The 18,963-nt window shown below is 66.9% G+C and carries 14 protein-coding genes and 1 tRNA gene; 12 read left to right on the forward strand and 3 right to left on the reverse strand.

Going from position 1 to position 18,963, the window contains the following annotated elements; translation table 11 throughout:
- Positions 1–142 precede the first annotated feature (142 nt).
- Both IB228_RS03365 and IB228_RS03370 read left to right on the forward strand, forming a co-directional pair.
- Positions 143–346, forward strand: coding sequence for a hypothetical protein (locus tag IB228_RS03365; RefSeq protein WP_141453466.1), 204 nt, complete (start codon positions 143–145; stop codon positions 344–346).
- Positions 347–350: 4 nt separating this feature from the next.
- Positions 351–761, forward strand: coding sequence for a S4 domain-containing protein (locus IB228_RS03370; RefSeq protein ID WP_183642896.1), 411 nt, complete (start codon positions 351–353; stop codon positions 759–761).
- 210 nt (positions 762–971) lie between these two features.
- Here IB228_RS03370 and IB228_RS03375 read toward each other — a convergent pair whose 3' ends face one another.
- The 3 genes from IB228_RS03375 to mutS form a co-directional block, all read right to left on the reverse strand.
- Positions 972–1,583 carry a DUF937 domain-containing protein gene (locus IB228_RS03375; protein ID WP_192197568.1) on the reverse strand — a complete coding sequence of 204 codons (612 nt, stop codon included), beginning with the start codon at positions 1,581–1,583 and terminating at the stop codon, positions 972–974.
- Between the two features lie 155 nt (positions 1,584–1,738).
- Positions 1,739–3,943: a catalase/peroxidase HPI gene (gene katG, locus IB228_RS03380; protein WP_192197569.1), complete on the reverse strand. Its 2,205-nt coding sequence runs from the start codon at positions 3,941–3,943 to the stop codon at positions 1,739–1,741.
- Between the two features lie 429 nt (positions 3,944–4,372).
- Positions 4,373–7,003 carry a DNA mismatch repair protein MutS gene (gene mutS, locus IB228_RS03385; protein WP_192197570.1) on the reverse strand — a complete coding sequence of 877 codons (2,631 nt, stop codon included), beginning with the start codon at positions 7,001–7,003 and terminating at the stop codon, positions 4,373–4,375.
- 506 nt (positions 7,004–7,509) lie between these two features.
- Between mutS and IB228_RS03390 the strand changes: the two genes are divergently transcribed.
- The 10 genes from IB228_RS03390 to IB228_RS03435 all read left to right on the forward strand — a co-directional run bounded on the left by IB228_RS03390 (position 7,510) and on the right by IB228_RS03435 (position 18,963).
- Positions 7,510–10,095 (forward strand): TonB-dependent receptor, encoded by a 2,586-nt coding sequence (locus tag IB228_RS03390; RefSeq protein WP_192197571.1) that lies wholly within the window; start codon positions 7,510–7,512, stop codon positions 10,093–10,095.
- A gap of 125 nt (positions 10,096–10,220) precedes the next feature.
- Positions 10,221–10,724 (forward strand): CinA family protein, encoded by a 504-nt coding sequence (locus tag IB228_RS03395; protein ID WP_181444093.1) that lies wholly within the window; start codon positions 10,221–10,223, stop codon positions 10,722–10,724.
- Positions 10,725–10,757: 33 nt separating this feature from the next.
- Positions 10,758–12,440 (forward strand): AarF/UbiB family protein, encoded by a 1,683-nt coding sequence (locus IB228_RS03400; protein WP_183642625.1) that lies wholly within the window; start codon positions 10,758–10,760, stop codon positions 12,438–12,440.
- Positions 12,441–12,540: 100 nt separating this feature from the next.
- Positions 12,541–13,188 (forward strand): transcriptional repressor LexA, encoded by a 648-nt coding sequence (lexA, locus tag IB228_RS03405; protein ID WP_192197572.1) that lies wholly within the window; start codon positions 12,541–12,543, stop codon positions 13,186–13,188.
- Between the two features lie 167 nt (positions 13,189–13,355).
- Positions 13,356–14,393 (forward strand): recombinase RecA, encoded by a 1,038-nt coding sequence (gene recA, locus IB228_RS03410; protein WP_183642622.1) that lies wholly within the window; start codon positions 13,356–13,358, stop codon positions 14,391–14,393.
- A 62-nt stretch (positions 14,394–14,455) separates the two neighbouring features.
- The gene (gene recX, locus IB228_RS03415) at positions 14,456–14,950 is read left to right on the forward strand and encodes a recombination regulator RecX (protein ID WP_192197573.1); all 495 of its coding nucleotides are present in this window, start codon (positions 14,456–14,458) and stop codon (positions 14,948–14,950) included.
- Between the two features lie 107 nt (positions 14,951–15,057).
- Positions 15,058–17,706: an alanine--tRNA ligase gene (gene alaS / locus IB228_RS03420; protein ID WP_192197574.1), complete on the forward strand. Its 2,649-nt coding sequence runs from the start codon at positions 15,058–15,060 to the stop codon at positions 17,704–17,706.
- Positions 17,707–17,853: 147 nt separating this feature from the next.
- The gene (gene csrA, locus IB228_RS03425; RefSeq protein WP_141453448.1) at positions 17,854–18,063 is read left to right on the forward strand and encodes a carbon storage regulator CsrA; all 210 of its coding nucleotides are present in this window, start codon (positions 17,854–17,856) and stop codon (positions 18,061–18,063) included.
- A 71-nt stretch (positions 18,064–18,134) separates the two neighbouring features.
- Positions 18,135–18,227 (forward strand) — tRNA-Ser (locus tag IB228_RS03430).
- A gap of 349 nt (positions 18,228–18,576) precedes the next feature.
- Positions 18,577–18,963, forward strand: coding sequence for a BlaI/MecI/CopY family transcriptional regulator (locus IB228_RS03435; RefSeq protein WP_183642616.1), 387 nt, complete (start codon positions 18,577–18,579; stop codon positions 18,961–18,963).

An 18,963-nucleotide genomic window follows, 5' to 3' on the forward strand; every position in this document is an offset into this window, starting at 1 on the left:
TTCTGGCGTCTGCATTGGCGCCGATGCAGACTGTCTTTAATTCGTGGCACGGCGGAGCGTGACGATGATGGGTTTTCACGGTGGGCGATGGAATGCGGTTGTACTGTCGTGCGTGTTGACCGGCTGCGCCGGCGGCGATGCGATGAGCCTGGATACCCGATCGGATCTGCCGTTCCCCTGGTGCGCCGACGAGTTGCGTGCCGCCGCCCAGCAGCCCATGCCGGACAAGGCCACGCCGGAGCAGCGGCAAGCCGTGCGCGACTACCATGTTTCCAAGGCGTGCCAGCAGGCCGACCAACACAGCGTCACCGTTCCCTTGAGCCATCCATTGCCACGCAAACCCTGATCCGATGAGTTCCGATTCACCCGTCGCCGCGCCCGGCGTCCGCCTCGACATCTGGTTGTGGGCCGCGCGCTTCTACAAGACCCGAAGCCTGGCCAAGCAGGCGGTGGAAACCGGAAAGGTGGACGTTGCGGGGCAACGCGCCAAGCCATCGCGCATCGTGCGCGTGGGCGATGAACTCAAGGTCGTGCGTGGCGAGGACACCTACAGCATCCGCGTCGAGGGATTGAGCGAGCAGCGTGGCTCCGCACCCGTGGCACAGGCGCTGTACCGAGAAAGCGATGAATCGCGGCAGCGCCGCGAGGCCGCCGCCGCCACGCGACGCGCCGAACGCACGGGTTATCAGGCTCCGCTATCCAAGCCAGACAAGCGCGCCCGTCGCCTGATCCGTGCCCTGGGCGATATCGACGCGATGTAAGCGCGTAGAGCGGAGCTTGCTCCGCTGGGCCTTCGAGGAAAAAAGCAGCCGAGCAAGCTCGGCTCTACGCGGATGTAGAGCGGAGCTTGCTCCGCTGGGCCTTCGAGGAAAAAGCAGCCGAGCGAGCTCGGCTCTACGCGGATGTAGAGCGGAGCTTGCTCCGCTGGGCCTTCGAGGAAAAAAGCAGCCGAGCGAGCTCGGCTCCAACGGTCAGCGGCCGCCGCCGAGGAATCCGCTGCCGACCTTCAGCAGGTCGCCCAGGCCCAACTGGCCGTCGCCGTCCTGATCCAGCACGGCGCCGAGCAGACCGCCGCCCAGTCCACCCTGCTGGCGGATCTGCTGCTGCTCCTGGCCGAGTACCTGGCTGAGCGCGCCGGGCGAGCCTTGGCCGCCCTGGCTCATGCGCTGGGCGAGGAAGGCCAGCACAATCGGGGCAAGAATCTTGAGGAGCTGGCCGGCACGATTGCTGTCCAGGCCCGTGGCCTGGCCCAGGCCGGCTTCGGCGCGCGGCTGGTTGCCGCCGAAGATGTGGCCGAGGATGCCGGCGCCGTTGGCTTCCGGGGTGGAGGCGCCGCCCAGGACCGAACCCAGCACGCTGCCGATATCCAGGCCGCTGTGGTTGCGCTGGAGCGCGCCGAACAGCGCCTCGGCGCCCTGCGGCTGCTCCGCGTTGCGGCCCAGCGCGCCCATCAGCAGTGGTAGCGCCGCGCCGATCGCGCCGGACGCCTCGGCCTGGCCGATGCCCAGTTGCTGGGAGACCTGCTGCAACGGCGCGCCCTGGAGCTGGGCGAAGAGTTCTTGCGCGAGAGACTGGTTGCTCATGACGGCCGTCCTCCTGGACGCGGGTTGGAACCGCCGATGCTAGCGCCAAACTGTGACGCCGGTGGTTAACCCGAAGAGAAGGCGCGTCGCACCTGGCGGTAGCGCCCCATCCGCCCGGCATATCGGGACGGACGGGGGCGCCAAGGCGGCGTCTTTTAGGCCGCCTTGCGGGCGTTGCGCAGGTCGAAGCGATCCAATTCCATCACCTTGGCCCAGGCGGCGACGAAATCGCGCACGAACTTCTCCTTCGCGTCCGCGCTGGCATACACCTCGGCCAGCGCGCGCAGCTGGGAATGCGAACCGAAGATGAGATCCACGCGGGTGCCGGTCCACTTGCGCTCGCCGGTCTTGCGATCGAGTGCCTCGAACACCGCCTCGTTGTCGGAGGTGGCCTTCCACTCGGTACGCATGTCGAGCAGGTTGACGAAGAAATCGTTGCCCAGCACGCCCGGGCGGTCGGTGAACACGCCGTGCTTCGTCTGCCCGACGTTGCCGCCGAGCACGCGCAGGCCGCCGACCAGCACGGTCATCTCCGGCGCGGTCAGGGTCAGCAGCTGCGCCTTGTCGATCAGCAGGCTTTCGGCCGGCACGCTGTACTTGCCCTTGAGGTAGTTGCGGAAGCCATCGGCAGCCGGTTCCAACACCGCGAACGAGGCCACGTCGGTCTGTTCCTGCGAGGCATCGGTGCGCCCCGGCGAGAACGGCACCGCGACGGGATGCCCGGCCTTCTTCGCGGCGTCCTCGACCGCCGCCGCGCCGCCCAGCACGATCAGATCCGCGAGCGAGACCTTCTTGCCGCCGGACTGCGCGCCATTGAAGCCCGCCTGGATGCCTTCCAGCACCTTGATCACCTTCGCCAGTTGCGCGGGCTCGTTGACCTCCCAGTCCTTCTGGGGCGCCAGCCGGATGCGCGCGCCGTTGGCACCGCCGCGCTTGTCGGAACCGCGAAAAGTGGAGGCCGAGGCCCATGCGGTCGACACCAGCTCGCCCGTCGACAGGCCGGATTCAAGGATCTTCTTCTTCAGCGCGGCGATGTCCGCTTCATCGATCAGCGGGTGATCCACGGCGGGCACGGGGTCCTGCCAGATCAGTTCCTCGCTCGGTACTTCCGGGCCGAGATAGCGCGCGCGCGGCCCCATGTCGCGATGGGTCAGCTTGAACCAGGCGCGGGCGAACGCATCGGCGAACTGATCCGGATGCTCCATGAAGCGCCGCGAGATCTTCTCGTACGCCGGATCGAAGCGCAGCGACAGATCGGTGGTCAGCATGTTCGGTGCGCGCCGCTTGGTGCCGTCATGGGCGTCGGGCACGGTGTCGGCGCCGGCATTGTTCTTCGGTTTCCACTGGTGCGCGCCAGCCGGGCTCTTGGTCAGTTCCCATTCGAAACCGAACAGGTGCTTGAAGAAATCCTGGCTCCATTGCGTCGGCTTCGTCGTCCAGGTGACTTCAAGCCCGCTGGTGATCGCATCACCGGCGATGCCGGTGCCGTGGGTGCTGCGCCAGCCCAGGCCCTGGGCGACGATGTCGTCGGCTTCCGGATCCGCGCCGACATGCGAAGCTTCGCCCGCGCCGTGGGTCTTGCCGAAGGTATGGCCGCCGGCGATCAGGGCGACGGTTTCCTCGTCGTCCATCGCCATGCGTGCGAAGGTTTCGCGGATGTCGCGCGCGGCGGCGACCGGATCCGGATTGCCGTTGGGGCCTTCCGGATTCACGTAGATCAGGCCCATCTGCACGGCGGCCAGCGGGTTCTCCAGGTCGCGCTCGCCGGAGTAGCGTTTGTCGCCACCCAGCCACGCGGTTTCCGAACCCCAGTACACGTCCAGATCCGGTTCCCACACGTCCTCGCGGCCACCGGCGAAACCGAAGGTCTTGAAGCCCATCGTCTCCAGCGCGACGTTGCCGGTGAGGATCATCAGATCCGCCCAGGAAATCCGGTTGCCGTACTTCTGCTTGATCGGCCACAGCAGCCGGCGCGCCTTGTCCAGGCTGACATTGTCCGGCCAACTGTTGAGCGGCGCATAGCGCTGCTGCCCGCGTCCGCCGCCGCCGCGTCCGTCGCCGATGCGGTAGGTGCCGGCGCTGTGCCAGGCCATGCGGATGAACAAGGGACCATAGTGGCCGAAATCCGCCGGCCACCACGGCTGCGAGTCGGTCATCAGATCGGCCAGATCCTTTTTCAGTGCTTCGTAATCCAGGCTTTTGAACGCCTCGGCGTAGTTGAAGTCCTTGTCCATCGGATCGGACTTGGATGAATGCTGGTGCAGCAGATCCACGCGCAGTTGCTTCGGCCACCAGTCGCGATTGGTGGTGCCGCCGCCGACAGGATGATTGAAGGGACATTTGGCGGTTTCGAGACTCATGGTCGTGCTCCTGGGCTGTGGTCCTGGGAAAGGCGGAATGGGAAAGCCGCGCGCGGTTCCTGAGGGAAACCGGATGGCCTGGGGAGGGAACAAGGGCGGCACCGCACCGCATGTGCGGACGCCGGAGGCGGATGCGTGTTGCAGTGGCGCTATCGTCGTCGCGGTGTCTGCTGACGTGACGGACGCGGAAGGGTCGGGAACGCGTTCATGGCTGACGATCTCGTTGGCGATGAAAGGGACACGGCCAGACTAGGCAGGCTTTGCGATTAAGCAAAATCGTTTTTGGCGAACAATCCGATAGCACCGCTCAATGGTGCGGTGCGCAAGGCAGCGACCCGGACCGCGTCACGATACCCGGGGAGCGTTACGCGCATGTTGTCGAGCGGAGGATGCCCGTTGCGACGCGAAGTGTCGCGACAGGCCGCCGGATCAGAGCAGATGCTTGAGCCGATACAGTGCTTCCAGGGCCTGCTTGGGACTCAGTTCATCGGGTTCCAGCGCCGCCAGCGCTTCCATCGCGGCAGAGGGAACGGGCGCGAACAGGCCGATCTGCTGCGGGGCGTCGAGCGCCTGCGGGGCCATCGCCGAGGCATGGCTTTCCCGGCCGCGCGCTTCCAGTTCGGCCAACCGCCGACGCGCCTGGGCGACGGTGGATCGCGGCAGGCCGGCGAGCGCGGCGACCTGCAGGCCGAAGCTGCGATCGGCCGGACCGTCCTTCACCGCGTGCATGAACACCAGGGTATCGCCGCGTTCGCGGTCGTGGTGTTCGACCGCATCCAGGTGGACGTTGGCGATGCCGCTCTCGCCGCCTTCGGCGGAACCGTCCGCCAGCGCGGTAAGTTCGAAATAGTGGGTGGCGAAGAGGGTGTAGCAGCGATTCTGGCTGGCCAGGTGGCGGGCGACCGCGTCGGCCAAGGCCAGGCCATCGTAGGTGGAGGTGCCGCGGCCGATTTCGTCCATCAACACCAGCGATTGCGCGGTGGCGTGGTGGAGGATGTAGCTGGTCTCGGCCATCTCGACCATGAAGGTCGACTGCCCGCGCGCCAGATCATCGCCGGCGCCGATGCGGGTGAGGATGCGATCGATCGGACCGATGTCCGCGCGCGTTGCCGGCACGAAGCTGCCGATATGGGCGAGCAGCACGATCAGCGCGTTCTGGCGCATGTAGGTCGATTTGCCGCCCATGTTGGGGCCGGTGATGATCAGCATCCGGCGCGCTTCGTCCAGGTGCAGATCGTTGGGCTCGAACGGTTCGGCGCGCACCGCTTCCACCACCGGGTGGCGTCCGCGTTCGATGCGCAGGCCGGGGGCGGCGGTGAGGCTGGGGCGGGACCAGTCCAGCGCCTGCGCGCGTTCGGCGAAGCCGGCCAGCACGTCCAGTTCGCTCAGCGCCGCGGCGCAGCGCCTGAGCGGTTCCAGGTTCTGGTTGAGCGAGTCGAGCAGGCCCTCGTACAGGCCCTTCTCGCGTGCCAGTGAACGTTCGCGGGCCGACAGCACCTTGTCCTCGAAGCTTTTCAGCTCCTCGGTGATGTAGCGTTCGGCGTTGGTCAGGGTCTGCCGGCGGGTGTAGTGGACCGGCGCGCGGTCAGCCTGTCCCTTGCTGATCTCGATGTAGTAACCGTGCACGCGGTTGTAGCCGACCTTGAGGGTGGCGATGCCGCTGCGCTCCCGTTCGCGGGCCTCTAGATCGACCAGGAACTGATCGGCGTGGGTGCTCAGCCGGCGCAGTTCATCCAGATCGGCGTCGAAGCCGTCGGCGATGACGCCACCGTCGACCAGCTTGAGCGCCGGATGCGGTGCGATCGCGCGGGCCAGCAGCGCGGCGACGTCGGCATGCTCGCCCAGTTCGGCCGCGAGTTCGGCCAGGCGTGGCGAACCCGCTAGCGTAGTGGACGAGACCGTCGCGCCGGCCAGCGTCTGGCGGATGTCCGGCAACAGCGCCAGCGCGTCGCGCAGGGTGGACAGATCGCGCGGACGCGCCGAGCGCAGGGCCACGCGGGTCAGGATGCGCTCCATGTCGCCGAGGGCGCGAAAGCGTTCGCGCAGGCCGGTGTCCAGCCCGCTTTCGATCAGGCTTTCGACCGCCTGGTGGCGTTCGCCCAGCGTCCGGTGATCGCGCAGCGGGCGATGCAGCCAGCGGCGCAGCAAACGGCCACCCATCGGGGTGATGGTGCTGTCGAGTACGCCGAGCAGGGTGTTGGCGGTGTCGCCGTCGATACGGGTGTCCAACTCCAGGTGCCGGCGGGTGGCGGCGTTCATGGCGATCGCGTCGCCGGCCGATTCGGTGCTGATCGCGCCCAGGTGGGTCAGCCGCTGCTTCTGGGTTTCCTCGACATAGCCGAGCAGGGCGGCGGCCGCGCCGGTCGCCAGCGGCATGCGTTCGATGCCGAAGCCGTTGAGATCGCGCACCTGGAAGAATTGGAGCAGTTGGCGGCGTCCATTCTCCGGGTCGAACAGCCAGGGCGCCCGCCGGCGCAGGCCGTGGCGGCTACGCAGGAATTCCGGCCAGCCGTCCTCGTCGGCGAGCAGGATTTCCGCCGGTTCCAGCCGCGAAAGCTCGGCTTCCAGCCCGTCCTCGCCGTCGACCTCGTTGACCACGAAGCGGCCGCCGGCCAGATCCGCCCAGGCCAGGCCGTAACCCGCGCGACCACGGGCGATCGCCATCAGCAGGGTGTCGCGGCGCTCGTTGAGCAGGGCCTCGTCGGTGACCGTGCCCGGCGTGACCACCCGCACGACCTTGCGTTCGACCAGTCCCTTGGCCAGGGCGGGGTCTCCGATCTGTTCGCAGATCGCCACCGATTCACCCAGCGCGACCAGCCGGGCCAGGTAGCTCTCGTAGGCGTGGTGCGGCACGCCGGCCATCGGGATGGGCGCGCCGGCCGAGTTGCCGCGCTGGGTCAGGGTGATGTCCAGCAGCCGCGCGGCCTTGCGGGCGTCGTCGTAGAACAGTTCGTAGAAATCCCCCATCCGGAAGAACAGCAGCAGATCCGGATACTCCGCCTTGGCGGCGAAGAATTGCTTCATCAGGGGCGTGTGTTCCTGCGACTTGTCCTGCTTCATGTGACCTTCTGGAAAACATCCGGCGCGCCGGGCGCCCGTCCGACATCGGCGGAAAGGCCATGCAGCCGGGCGGGGAAAGGCTGTAAGTTTAGGGGATCGCTGGTGGACCGAGGAGCGGGCGCGCCGCCGCCGCCGGCGATGGCTGGCACCCGCGGTCGGCGGATTGCCACGCGCGCCGTCGGCATGCATGCGCCATGCGGTCGTTCCTGATCGCATCGCCAAGGCGTGGCCACCCTCGCTCAAAGGGCTGGAAGGAAGACGTCGGGCCCCCGGTTCGCGCCATCGCGCGAGTAACCGATTTTCCGCACGAGCGTGCTTATTTTCCCGTGCAAAGTGCGCGGTCTGCGTATGGGTGCGCTGCAAAATGCTTCGTTGCGGCCAGGGGTGCTAGCTTCCCTCGCACAGGGGGCGCGCAATGCGCGCAAATGAATATCAGCAGTCGCAAGGCAGGTCCGAATATCGCAGTCGATTGATTACATCCGACATGACCCGGGGGAGGGGAACACATGGTCGCCAAACCGCAGCACCGCGCACTCGCGCTCGCCGTTTTCGCCGCACTGTCCGCCAATCTGCAAGCGCAGGAAGCCACACCAGCCCAGACCAAACCCGACGAGGAGGCGACCACGCTCGCGACCATGACGGTCACCGCGCAGAAGCGCGAGGAAGCGATGCAGGATGTGCCGATCATGCTGACCGCGTTGCCGGAGCAACTGCTGCAGGACGCCGGGGTGTCCGACATCAAGGACGTGCAGTTGCTGGTGCCGGGCCTGCATGTCAGTTCGACCACCAACGAGTCGCAGACCACCGCGCGCATCCGCGGCGTCGGCACCAACGGTGACAACGCCGGCCTGGAGTCGGCGGTGGGCGTGGTGATCGACGGCGTCTACCGGCCGCGCACCGGCGTGGGTTTCGGCGATCTGGGCGAACTGGAACGCATCGAGGTCCTGAAAGGACCGCAGGGCACCGTGTTCGGCAAGAACACCTCCGCCGGCGTGATCAACGTCATCACCCGCCGTCCCAGCTACACCCAGAGCGCGGAAGGCGAGCTGACCTTCGGCAACTACGGCGAGTTCGGCGTTTCGGGCGCCTACAACGACGCCATCAGCGACCACGCCGCCTTCCGCATCTATGCCGCCAAGCGCACCCGCGATGGTGTGACCGACGTGAACACCGGCACCGGACCGCGCACGCAACGCGAGGACAGCGACCGCGACTTCCGCACCCTGCGCGCGCAATTGCTGTGGGAACCGAACGACGATCTCGACTTCACCTTCATCGCCGACTACACCCGCCGTGACGAGAACTGCTGCGTCGGCGTGACCACCGTGCGCGGCCTGACCGCCAACATCCTGGATGCGCTCGCGGGCGGGGTGGGGCGCGCGGTCATTCCGGTCGCCGATCCCGAACGGCGCCTGGCCTACAGCAACCGCGGCACCGAGCAGAGCGTGCTGGACAAGGGCTTCTCCACCCAGATCGACTGGAACACGCCCTGGTTCAATGGGGCCACACTCACCTCGATCACCGCCGCGCGCGACTGGCAGTCGGTCAACGCGCTGGACTTCGACTTCAGCGGCGCGGACCTGCTGTACCGGCGCAACAACTTCGATGACTCCTCGACCAAGTTCAAGACCTTCAGCCAGGAACTCCGGCTGACCGGCAGCACCGACAAGCTGGACTGGATGGTGGGTTTCTTCTATTCGGATGAGGACCTGGAGCGCCACGACCAGTACATGATTGGCAGGCACTACGAAGCGTATCTGTCGACTGCGCTGTTGAGCCTGTTCGCCCGCCAGCTCGCTCCGCTGGGCATCACCGTCAACACCGCCAATCCGTTCCTGTTCGCCTCGCAGGCCACCGGTCGGGCGTTCGGCAGCGTATTCCCGGGGGAAAGCGAGGGCGCGCACGACACCTACAACCAGAACGCCAGGACCGCGGCCTTGTTCACCAACAACACCTGGCATGCCACCGACCAGTTGGCGATCACGCTCGGCCTGCGCTATACCCACGAGAAGAAGGAACTGGATTCGGTCTACACCAATCCAAACGGCAGCCTGGGCTGCGCGACCGCGCTGATGGCCCCGGCACAGGTGGTGGGCGCGTTGATGGCGCGCGGGATTCCGCAGGCGGTCGCCCAACAGCTCGCGCCAACCACGATCGGCTACATGTGCCTGCCCTGGGCCAACATCGCCCACAACGGACGCCACACGAAGCAGGACCGGTCCGAAAGCGAGTGGTCCGGCACGCTCAAATTCGCCTACCGCTGGAACGACCACCTGATGACCTACCTGTCCGGCGCGCGCGGCTACAAGGGCGGCGGTTTCAACCTGGATCGCGTGCAGTCGAACACGGGCCTGTCCAGCGGCACCGCCGGCATCCTGCCGGTCAGGGACACCTCGTTCCCCGGCGAATTCGTCGACAGCTATGAGCTCGGCGCCAAATCCACCTGGCTGGACGGCAACCTGCTGCTCAACGGCACCCTGTTCTACCAGGAGTTCACCGACTTCCAGCTCAACAGTTTCCTCGGCACCAGCTATGTGGTGCGCTCGATTCCCAAGGTCACCTCCAAGGGCATCGACGCCGAAGTGCTGTGGCAGACCGGACTGGATGGCCTGATGCTGCAGGCCGGCCTTACCTATGCCGACACCCGCTACGGCAACGACAGGCCCACCTCGGAATTCGTCGCTCCCGGCGGCACCCTGTACAAGCTGCCGGGCAACCACATCAGCTTCGCGCCGCTGTGGTCGGGTTCGGCGTCGCTGACCTACCAGTGGGACTTCGGCAGCAGCCTGATCGGGCGCTTCAATGTCGGCGCCAAGTACATCTCCGAACACAACACCGGTTCGGACATGGACATCGAGAAGATCCAGGAGGGCTACACGCTGGTCAACGCCCGCATCGGCTTCGGCGCGAAGAACAAGCGCTGGATGGTGGAGCTGTGGGGACAGAACCTGACCGACGAGACCTACCAGCAGGTCGGCTTCGACGCCCCGCTGCAGAACTTCTCGCCGACGCCGGGCGATCCGACCAATTCGTTCAACGCGTTCCTGGGCGCGCCGCGCACCTACGGCGTGACCCTGCGCGTGACGTACTGACCCCGGGCGATTCCGCCGGCATGGCGCATGCACCCGTCCCGTTCCGGGCGGGTGCATGCCGATGGCGGGCAGACAGGAACATCGAATTCGGCTAAAACGGGGACTTCTTCCCCCGAGCTTCGCCGATGTCGACCGTGGCCGCGATTCCTTCCGACGCCGAACTGCGCGAGCAGGCCGAACTGATTGGCGCCCGCCTGCGCGCCGAGCACGATCACCTGGTGACCGCGGAAAGCTGCACCGGCGGCTGGATCGCCAAGACGGTGACCGACATCGCCGGTTCCTCGGACTGGTTCGACAGCGGCATGGTGGCGTACAGCTACGAGGCCAAGCAGGCGCTGCTGGGCGTACGCCCGCAGACGCTGGAAACCCATGGCGCGGTCAGTCGCGAGACCGTCATCGAGATGGTGTCCGGCGCGCTGGTCAATTCCGGTGCCAGCGTCGCCGTGGCGGTGACCGGCATCGCCGGCCCCGGCGGCGGCAGCGAGGGCAAGCCGGTCGGCACGGTCTGGATTGGCTGGAAGCGGCGCGGCGGCTACGCGCGCGCCGAGGTGTTCCAGTTCGACGGCGACCGCGACGCCGTGCGCCGGCAGACCGTGGCCTCCGCGCTGCGCGGGCTGGAACGGTTGTGACGATGCAGACGGGCAGGGATGGGCGACGCTGACATGTGGGAGACCTTGGGGGCGGTACGCGATCTGGGGCGGCTGCAGGAAATCGCGTCGGTCCTGATCCGCAACGGTTTCGGCGACATGGTGCGGCGCGTCGGCCTGGCCGGCGCGCTGGAACGGGCCGGCCGCCTGCTGCACTGGCAGCATGCGGAGGAAACCCTGCGGATGGAGCCGCCCGAGCGCCTGCGCCGCGCGCTGGAAGCGCTGGGCCCGACCTTCGTCAAGCTTGGACAGGTGCTGGCCACCCGCATCGACCTGCTGCCACCGGAATGGATCGCCGAGCTGAGCCGGTTGCAGAACGCGGTGCCGGCGTTGCCGTATGACGCCATCCGCCCGCAATTGATCGAAGACCTGGGCGACGCGCCGGAGAACATCTTCGCCCGACTGGATCCGGAACCACTCGCGGCCGCGTCGCTGGCGCAGGCGCATCGCGCCTGGCTCGATGACGGCACGGCGGTGGTGCTGAAGGTGCGCCGGCCGGGCATCCGCGAAGTGGTCGAAGCGGATCTGCGCCTGCTGGCGCGGCTGGCCGAAATCATCCAGGCGCAGGTTCCCGACCTGCGCCGCTATCACCCGGTGGGCATCGCCCAGCAATTCGCCGCGTCGCTGCGCGCGGAACTGGATTTCGCGAGCGAATGCCGCAACGCCGAGCGCATCGCGTTCAATTTCCGCGACCATCCCGAAGTGCTGATTCCGGCGGTGCACTGGCAATGGACCAGCGAGCGCCTGAGCGTGCAGGACTGGGTGGACGGCATTCCCGGCTGCGATTTGGCGGCCGTCGACGCGGCGGGACTGGATCGCCACGCGCTGGCGAGCACGGGCGCGGCGATCGTGCTCAAGATGGTGCTGGTGGATGGCCTGTTCCATGCCGATCCGCACCCCGGCAACGTGTTCTATCTTCGCGACGGTCGCATCGGCCTGATCGACTTCGGGATGGTCGGCGGCGTCTCCGAACAGCGGCGATTCCAGGTCGCGCGCTTGCTCAACGGGCTGGTCGGCGAGGACCCGGAGGCCGTCACCGACATCCTGCTCGACTGGACCGAGGGCGACGCGTCGGTCGACGAAACCCGCCTGCAGGCCGACGTCGGCGTGTTCACCGATCGCTATCGCGGCGTGCCGCTGAAACAACTGCGGATGGGCGCGATGCTCACCGACGTGGCTGCGCTGCTGCGCCGGCACGGCCTGAGCCTGCCGCCGGATCTGGCGCTGATGATCAAGGCGTTCCTGACCCTGGAAGGCCTGGGCCGGCAACTGGATCCGGAATTCGACATGGCCAGCGAGGCGCGCCCCTACCTGGAGCGGGCGATCCTGGATCGCTATTCACCGCGCGCGGTCGCCCGGCGGGGACGCCGCAGCCTGTCCGGCGCCCTGGACCTGGTCGGCGACATGCCGCGGGACCTGCGCCGCCTGCTGCAGGCGGCCCGCCGCGGACGCCTGCGCGGGCAACTGGACATCACCTCGCTGAAAGCCTTCGGCGACCAGCTCAACAGCGCCGCCAACCGGCTGACCATCGGCGTGGTCACCGCCGCCCTGATCATCGGCTCGTCCATCGTGATGAACAGCGTCGGCGGAGGCATCTCCAACCGCTGGCTGATGGCGATGGGCGTGCTGGGCTTCGTGTTCGCGGCGATGACCGGCGTCTGGATCGTGCTGTCGATCTGGCGCAGCGGGCGGAAGTAGGCCGACTCCGCGGCCAGCAGGCTGGCGGGGCCCCGGCGTGCCGAAAGGGAATGGGGTACAGGCTTGCCAAGTGCGTTTGTTAGTAGTAATACTACTAACCATGGACCTGACCGATACCCAGCAAGCCATCCTCGCCCTGATTGCCGAGCGCATCGAGGCCGAGGGCATGCCGCCCTCCCAGACCGAGATTGCCCGGGCCTTCGGGTTCAAGGGCGTGCGGGCGGCGCAATACCATCTGGAAGCCCTGGAGCAGGCCGGTGCCATCGAGCGGCTGCCGGGCCGGGCACGCGGAATCCGCCTGCTGAAGGCGCCGGTACAGCCGCAGCCGGAGCTGGAGCTGGCATTCCCCTCCGCCAACGACGACGGGCTGCGGATTCCGGTGTTGGGCCAGGTCGCGGCGGGCGCGCCGATTGGCGCCGATGCCGGCCATCATGACTACGTGCTGCTGGACCGGGCGTTCTTCGCCCCGGCTCCGGACTACCTGCTGCGGGTCAAGGGCGATTCCATGCGCGACGAGGGCATCTTCGACGGTGACCTGATCGGCGTGCACCGCACCCGTGACGCGCGTTCGGGGCAAATCGTCGTCGCCCGCATCGACGACGAGATCACGGTCAAGCTGCTCAAGGTCGGCAAGGACCGGATTCGCCTGCTGCCGCGCAATCCCGACTATTCGCCCATCGAAGTGCAGCCGGATCAGGATTTCGCCATCGAAGGCCTGTATTGCGGCCTGGTGAGGCCCAACCGGTGAAGGGCCGACGGAACCGTGCGGGTTTGTCCGACGCCCGGCCGCCGGATTCCCCGATGGCCGGACCACGGCGATTTCCTTAATTTCAGATTTTCCGGGGCTGTCGCAGCCCGTGCGATCCACCCCCGCTAGCCTTGCATTCAACGATTGATACTTCCGAGGAACTGATGATGGACGAGAACAAGAAGCGCGCCCTTTCCGTGGCCCTGACCCAGATCGAGCGCCAGTTCGGCAAGGGCTCGGTGATGCGCATGGGCGACCGCGTGATCGAACCGGTGGAAGTCATCCCGACCGGCTCGCTGATGCTGGACATCGCCCTCGGCATCGGTGGCCTGCCCAAGGGCCGCGTGGTGGAAATCTACGGACCGGAATCCTCGGGCAAGACCACCCTGACCCTGCAGGCCATCGCCGAGTGCCAGAAGCAGGGCGGCACCGCGGCCTTCATCGACGCCGAGCATGCGCTGGATCCCATCTACGCCGCCAAGCTGGGCGTCAACGTCGACGACCTGCTGGTCTCGCAGCCGGATACCGGCGAGCAGGCGCTGGAAATCGCCGACATGCTGGTGCGCTCGGGCTCCATCGACATCGTCGTCATCGACTCGGTCGCCGCGCTGACGCCGAAGGCGGAAATCGAGGGCGAGATGGGCGACCAGCTGCCGGGCCTGCAGGCCCGCCTGATGAGCCAGGCCCTGCGCAAGCTGACCGGCAACATCAAGCGCTCCAACACCCTGGTGGTCTTCATCAACCAGCTGCGCATGAAGATCGGCGTGATGATGCCGGGCCAGAGCCCGGAAACCACCACCGGCGGCAACGCGCTGAAGTTCTACGCCTCCGTGCGCCTGGACATCCGCCGTATCGGCGCGATCAAGAAGGGCGACGAGATCATCGGCAACCAGACCAAGATCAAGGTCGTCAAGAACAAGCTGGCGCCCCCGTTCAAGCAGGTCGTCACCGAGATCCTCTACGGCGAGGGCATCAGCCGCGAAGGCGAACTCATCGACATGGGCGTGGAAGCCAAGCTGGTCGAGAAGGCCGGTGCCTGGTACAGCTACGGCAGCGAACGCATCGGGCAGGGCAAGGACAATTCGCGGACCTTCCTGCGCGAGAACCCGCAGATCGCGGCCAAGCTGGAAGGTGAACTGCGCGAGAAGTTCCAGCCGGCCGAAGCCTCGCGTGGCGAGAGCGACGACGCGGACCAGGATGACTGAGCCGTTCGGCATGGGAAGTGGCCTGGAATGGATGCCGGCCGCCCGGCCCGGCGGATGGAATGATGGGCAGGGATGAAAAGCCGGGTTCGCCGCGTCCGCGGCGGTCCCGTCCCGAGCAGACGCCGGTCCAGCGGGCACTCGGGTTGCTGACCCGTCGCGAGCATTCGCGGCGGGAGCTGGAACGCAAGCTGGCCTCTCGCGGCGTGGATGCAGGGGAGGCCAAGGCGGCGGTGGAACGACTGGCCAGTGAGGGTTGGCAGGATGACCGCCGGTTCGCCGAATTGCTGGTCCGCAGCCGGGCCGGCAGCGGTTATGGGCCGCTCCGCATCCGCGCGGAGTTGGCGACCCATGGGCTGGATCGCGACGCCATCGCGGCGGCCATGGACACTTTTGATGGCGACTGGACCGAAACGGCGTGCGACCTCGTCCGCCGCCGTTTCGGTCCGGGCGGCTTGACCGATCTGGCCTGGCGGCGCAAGGCCGCCGATTTCCTGATCCGGCGAGGTTTCGACGGCGGCAGTGTCCGCGCGGCGACCCGGCTGGACTGGGAGGACTGAACCCGCCGGGCCTGTTAATCTAGGGCATTGGGTTGCTTCGGCAGGCCCGCGCCCGCATCTGTGGGGGACGCGGCGTCCGGATGCGCCCGTCAGCCAATGCCAGCCAGATGACCAGCTCCCCCAAAATCAGCACCCGCCAGATCCGCCAGGATTTCCTCGATTTCTTCCACAGCAAGGGCCATACCATCGTGCCCTCGGCGCCGCTGGTACCGGGCAACGATCCGACCCTGCTGTTCACCAACTCGGGCATGGTCCAGTTCAAGGACGTATTCCTGGGCGCGGAGAAACGCAGCTACGTGCGTGCGGCCGACGTGCAGCGCTGCCTGAGGGCCGGTGGCAAGCACAACGATCTGGATTCGGTGGGCTATACCGCGCGCCACCACACCTTCTTCGAGATGCTGGGCAACTGGTCCTTCGGCGACTACTTCAAGAAGGAAGCCATCGCCTGGGCGTGGGAACTGCTGACCGGCGTGTGGAAGCTGCCGAAGGAGCGCCTGCTGGTCACCGTCTATCACACCGATGACGAGGCCTTCGAGATCTGGAACAAGGACATCGGCATCCCGGTCGAGCGGATCGTCCGCATCGGCGACAACAAGGGGGCGCCGTTCGCTTCCGACAATTTCTGGCAGATGGCCGACACCGGTCCGTGCGGTCCGTGCACCGAGATCTTCTACGATCACGGCGATCACATCGCTGGCGGTCCGCCGGGTTCGCCCGATGAGGATGGCGATCGTTTCATCGAAATCTGGAACCTGGTGTTCATGCAGTTCGACCGCCAGCCGGATGGCACCCTGGTGCCATTGCCGGCGCCGTGCGTGGATACCGGCATGGGCCTGGAGCGCCTGACCGCGATCCTGCAGCACGTCCACAGCAACTACGAAATCGATCTGTTCCAGGCCCTGATCGAGAAGGCCGCCGAGCTGACCGGTACGCAGGATCGCGAGAACAAATCGCTGCGCGTCATCGCCGATCACATCCGCGCCTGCAGTTTCCTCATCGTGGACGGCGTGCTGCCTTCCAACGAGGGCCGCGGCTACGTACTGCGCCGGATCATCCGCCGCGCCCTGCGCCATGGCTGGATGCTGGGCGTGCGCCAGCCGTTCTTCCACAAGATGGTGGGCACCCTGTCCGAGCTGATGGGCGAGGCCTATCCCGAACTGCCGGCCGCCCGCGATCTGGTCGAACGGGCGTTGAAGGCCGAAGAGGAGCGCTTTGCCGAGACGCTGGATTCGGGCATGCGGATCTTCGACGACATCGCCGCCCGTGCCCAGGGCATGATTCCCGGTGTCGAGGCTTTCCGCCTGTACGACACGTATGGCTTCCCGGTTGACCTGACCGCCGACATCGCCCGCGAGCGCGGCCTCACGGTGGACATGGCCGGTTTCGAGACGGCGATGGAGCAGCAGCGCGAAACCGCGCGCGCCGCCGGCAAATTCGCTTCCGGCGCCAGCCTGCCGGCCGATCTGGTGGCGCAGCTGCAGCCGACCGGGTTCCTGGGTTACGAGCAACTGGACGCGGGCGACCTGCGTGTGGTGGCGCTGATGAAGGACGGTCGTCCGGTCGAGTCGATCGGCAGCGGGGACGAGGCTTTGGTCCTGCTGGATCGCACGCCGTTCTACGCCGAGTCCGGCGGACAGGTGGGCGACGTGGGCCGCCTGGCGGGACCCGACGCCGAGTTCGCGGTGTCGGACACGCAGAAACTCGCCGGCCAGTTCCACGGCCATGTGGGCCGGATGACCCGCGGCACCCTCAAGCTGGGCGACCGGATTGCCGCGAGCGTGGATGCGCCGCGGCGCGCGGCCACCATCCTCAATCACTCCGCGACGCACCTGCTGCATGCGGCGCTGCGCGAAGTGCTGGGCACCCATGTGCAACAGAAGGGCTCGCTGGTGGCGCCGGATCGCCTGCGTTTCGACTTCTCGCATTTCCAGGCCATCAGCCCGCAGGAACTGGCCGAGGTCGAGCGTCGCGTGAACGCGCAGGTGCGCGCCAACCATGAGGCCGAAGTGCACCACATGGGCATGCAGGAAGCATTGGATTTCGGCGCAATGGCGTTGTTCGGCGAGAAGTACGGCGAAAACGTGCGCGTGCTGCGCATGGGCGAGTACTCCACCGAGCTGTGCGGCGGCACCCATGTGGGCCGGACCGGTGACATCGGACTGTTCAAGATCGTCAGCGAAGGCGGCGTCTCCGCGGGCGTGCGCCGGATCGAGGCGGTGACCGGGCAGGGCGCGCTGGATCACGTGGACGCCGAGGAGCGCCGGCTGCAACAGGCCGCCGAACTGCTGGGTGGCAACGCCAACGACGTGGTGGAGAAGATCCGCGCCCTGGCCGAGCGGCAGAAGAAACTGGAACGCGAGCTGGAAGTCCTCAAGGCGAAGGCGGCCTCGGGCGCCACCGCCGATCTGGCCGGAGCGGCGCAGGACGTCAAGGGCGTCCGCGTGCTGGCTTCGCGACTGGAAGGTTTCGACGCCAAGGCGTTGCGTGACGCGGTCGACCGGCTCAAGCAGCAACTGGGCGATGCGGTGATCGTGCTGGCCGGTACCAGTGACGGCAAGGCGGCGCTGGTGGCCGGCGTCAGCGGCGCGGCCGCCGGCAAGGTCAAGGCCGGGGAACTTCTGTCCCATGTCGCCGGTCAGATCGGCGGCAAGGGCGGCGGTCGCCCGGATCTCGCCCAGGGTGGTGGCGAGGACGGGCCCGCCCTTGTGTCTGCCCTCAAGGGCGTCAATGACTGGGTCGCCGGGCACCTGCAATGAACCGCCCGGCCCGCGCCCGCGCTTGCGGGCGCGTGCTTCGGCCCGTACCATGATTCACGACGATGAACCTATCTGGAAGCGTCCTCGCGCCCAGCGATGCAGGAACGCGGCCCCGGCCTTAATCTTGCCGGATTCAGGAGAAGAAACATGTTGATTTTGACCCGCCGAGTCGGCGAAACCTTGATGATCGGTGATTCGGTCACGGTGACTGTGCTCGGCGTGAAGGGCAACCAGGTGCGCATCGGTATCACCGCGCCCAAGGACGTTGCCGTGCACCGCGAAGAGATCTACCAGCGCATCCAGCGCGGAGAGGAAGCGGGTTCCGCTTCCCACAACGACGATTCGTCCTCGAGCTGATTCCGTTTGCCGCCGAACCGGTCTGCCGTTATCCTATGCGGCCGCCGTCGTTCGACTGCGGAACATTTCCCGGAGTGATGCCCGAGTGGCCGAAGGGGCTCCCCTGCTAAGGGAGTATAGGGTCAAAAGCCTTATCGAGGGTTCGAATCCCTCTCACTCCGCCAGTTGCATCCAGAAACCCCGCCTCGGCGGGGTTTCTGGTTTTCGGCGCCTGCGAATCCGATTGCGCGAAGTCGCGCCGACGCGGTGACGCTCGTGGTCGCAACGTGCCGACCGCATGTGGCATGCGGGTGACCGATGCTTTCCGACCACCTGGCGACGTGTTCGTTCTTCGCATTTTTCTTCACGGCGTCGCTCGGGACGTCTCCGACAGGGGCTCACCGATCGTGTCGCCGCGCGGCCTGGGGGCCTTCCAGGGCGATCCGGGGATACCCCTGCCATCGGTCATGCTTGACTACAGATGTAGTCAGATTTAGCTTGACTACATCTGTAGTCACCCCCGTGGAGGGGACCATGGCACGCAAGAGCATCGGGGACCAGGAGTTGGCCCTGCTCCAGTATGTGGGGCAGCAGGGAGACGCGTCGGTCGGGGAGGTCGCCGCCGGTTTCGGCGAGGTGCAGGGACTGGCGCGCTCGACCGTGCTGACCATGATGGAACGGCTGCGCGCCAAGGGATATCTGAAGCGGCGCCAAGCCGACGGCCTCTACCGTTATTCGGCCACCACCGGCGAGGACGACGTGGTGCAGGGCGCGGTGGCGGCTTTCGTGGAGAAGACGCTGCGGGGCTCGGTCAGTCCTTTCGTCGCCTGGATGTCCAAGCGCGGCGAGGTCAGCGACGAGGAACTGGCCGAACTGGAGGCACTGGTGGCGCGACTGCAATCCAAGCGGCAGGAGGACTGA

The organism is Pseudoxanthomonas sp. PXM04, assembly GCF_014851695.1.
GTDB classification, from domain to species: domain Bacteria; phylum Pseudomonadota; class Gammaproteobacteria; order Xanthomonadales; family Xanthomonadaceae; genus Pseudoxanthomonas_A; species Pseudoxanthomonas_A beigongshangi.

Coding starts and splice junctions, on each gene's coding strand:
- IB228_RS03365 (WP_141453466.1), top strand. CDS start 143: ATGAGCCTGGATACCCGATCGGATCTGCCGTTCCCCTGGTGCGCCGAC.
- IB228_RS03370 (WP_183642896.1), top strand. CDS start 351: ATGAGTTCCGATTCACCCGTCGCCGCGCCCGGCGTCCGCCTCGACATC.
- IB228_RS03375 (WP_192197568.1), bottom strand. CDS start 1,583: ATGAGCAACCAGTCTCTCGCGCAAGAACTCTTCGCCCAGCTCCAGGGC.
- katG (WP_192197569.1), bottom strand. CDS start 3,943: ATGAGTCTCGAAACCGCCAAATGTCCCTTCAATCATCCTGTCGGCGGC.
- mutS (WP_192197570.1), bottom strand. CDS start 7,003: ATGAAGCAGGACAAGTCGCAGGAACACACGCCCCTGATGAAGCAATTC.
- IB228_RS03390 (WP_192197571.1), top strand. CDS start 7,510: ATGGTCGCCAAACCGCAGCACCGCGCACTCGCGCTCGCCGTTTTCGCC.
- IB228_RS03395 (WP_181444093.1), top strand. CDS start 10,221: ATGTCGACCGTGGCCGCGATTCCTTCCGACGCCGAACTGCGCGAGCAG.
- IB228_RS03400 (WP_183642625.1), top strand. CDS start 10,758: ATGTGGGAGACCTTGGGGGCGGTACGCGATCTGGGGCGGCTGCAGGAA.
- lexA (WP_192197572.1), top strand. CDS start 12,541: ATGGACCTGACCGATACCCAGCAAGCCATCCTCGCCCTGATTGCCGAG.
- recA (WP_183642622.1), top strand. CDS start 13,356: ATGGACGAGAACAAGAAGCGCGCCCTTTCCGTGGCCCTGACCCAGATC.
- recX (WP_192197573.1), top strand. CDS start 14,456: ATGGGCAGGGATGAAAAGCCGGGTTCGCCGCGTCCGCGGCGGTCCCGT.
- alaS (WP_192197574.1), top strand. CDS start 15,058: ATGACCAGCTCCCCCAAAATCAGCACCCGCCAGATCCGCCAGGATTTC.
- csrA (WP_141453448.1), top strand. CDS start 17,854: ATGTTGATTTTGACCCGCCGAGTCGGCGAAACCTTGATGATCGGTGAT.
- IB228_RS03435 (WP_183642616.1), top strand. CDS start 18,577: ATGGCACGCAAGAGCATCGGGGACCAGGAGTTGGCCCTGCTCCAGTAT.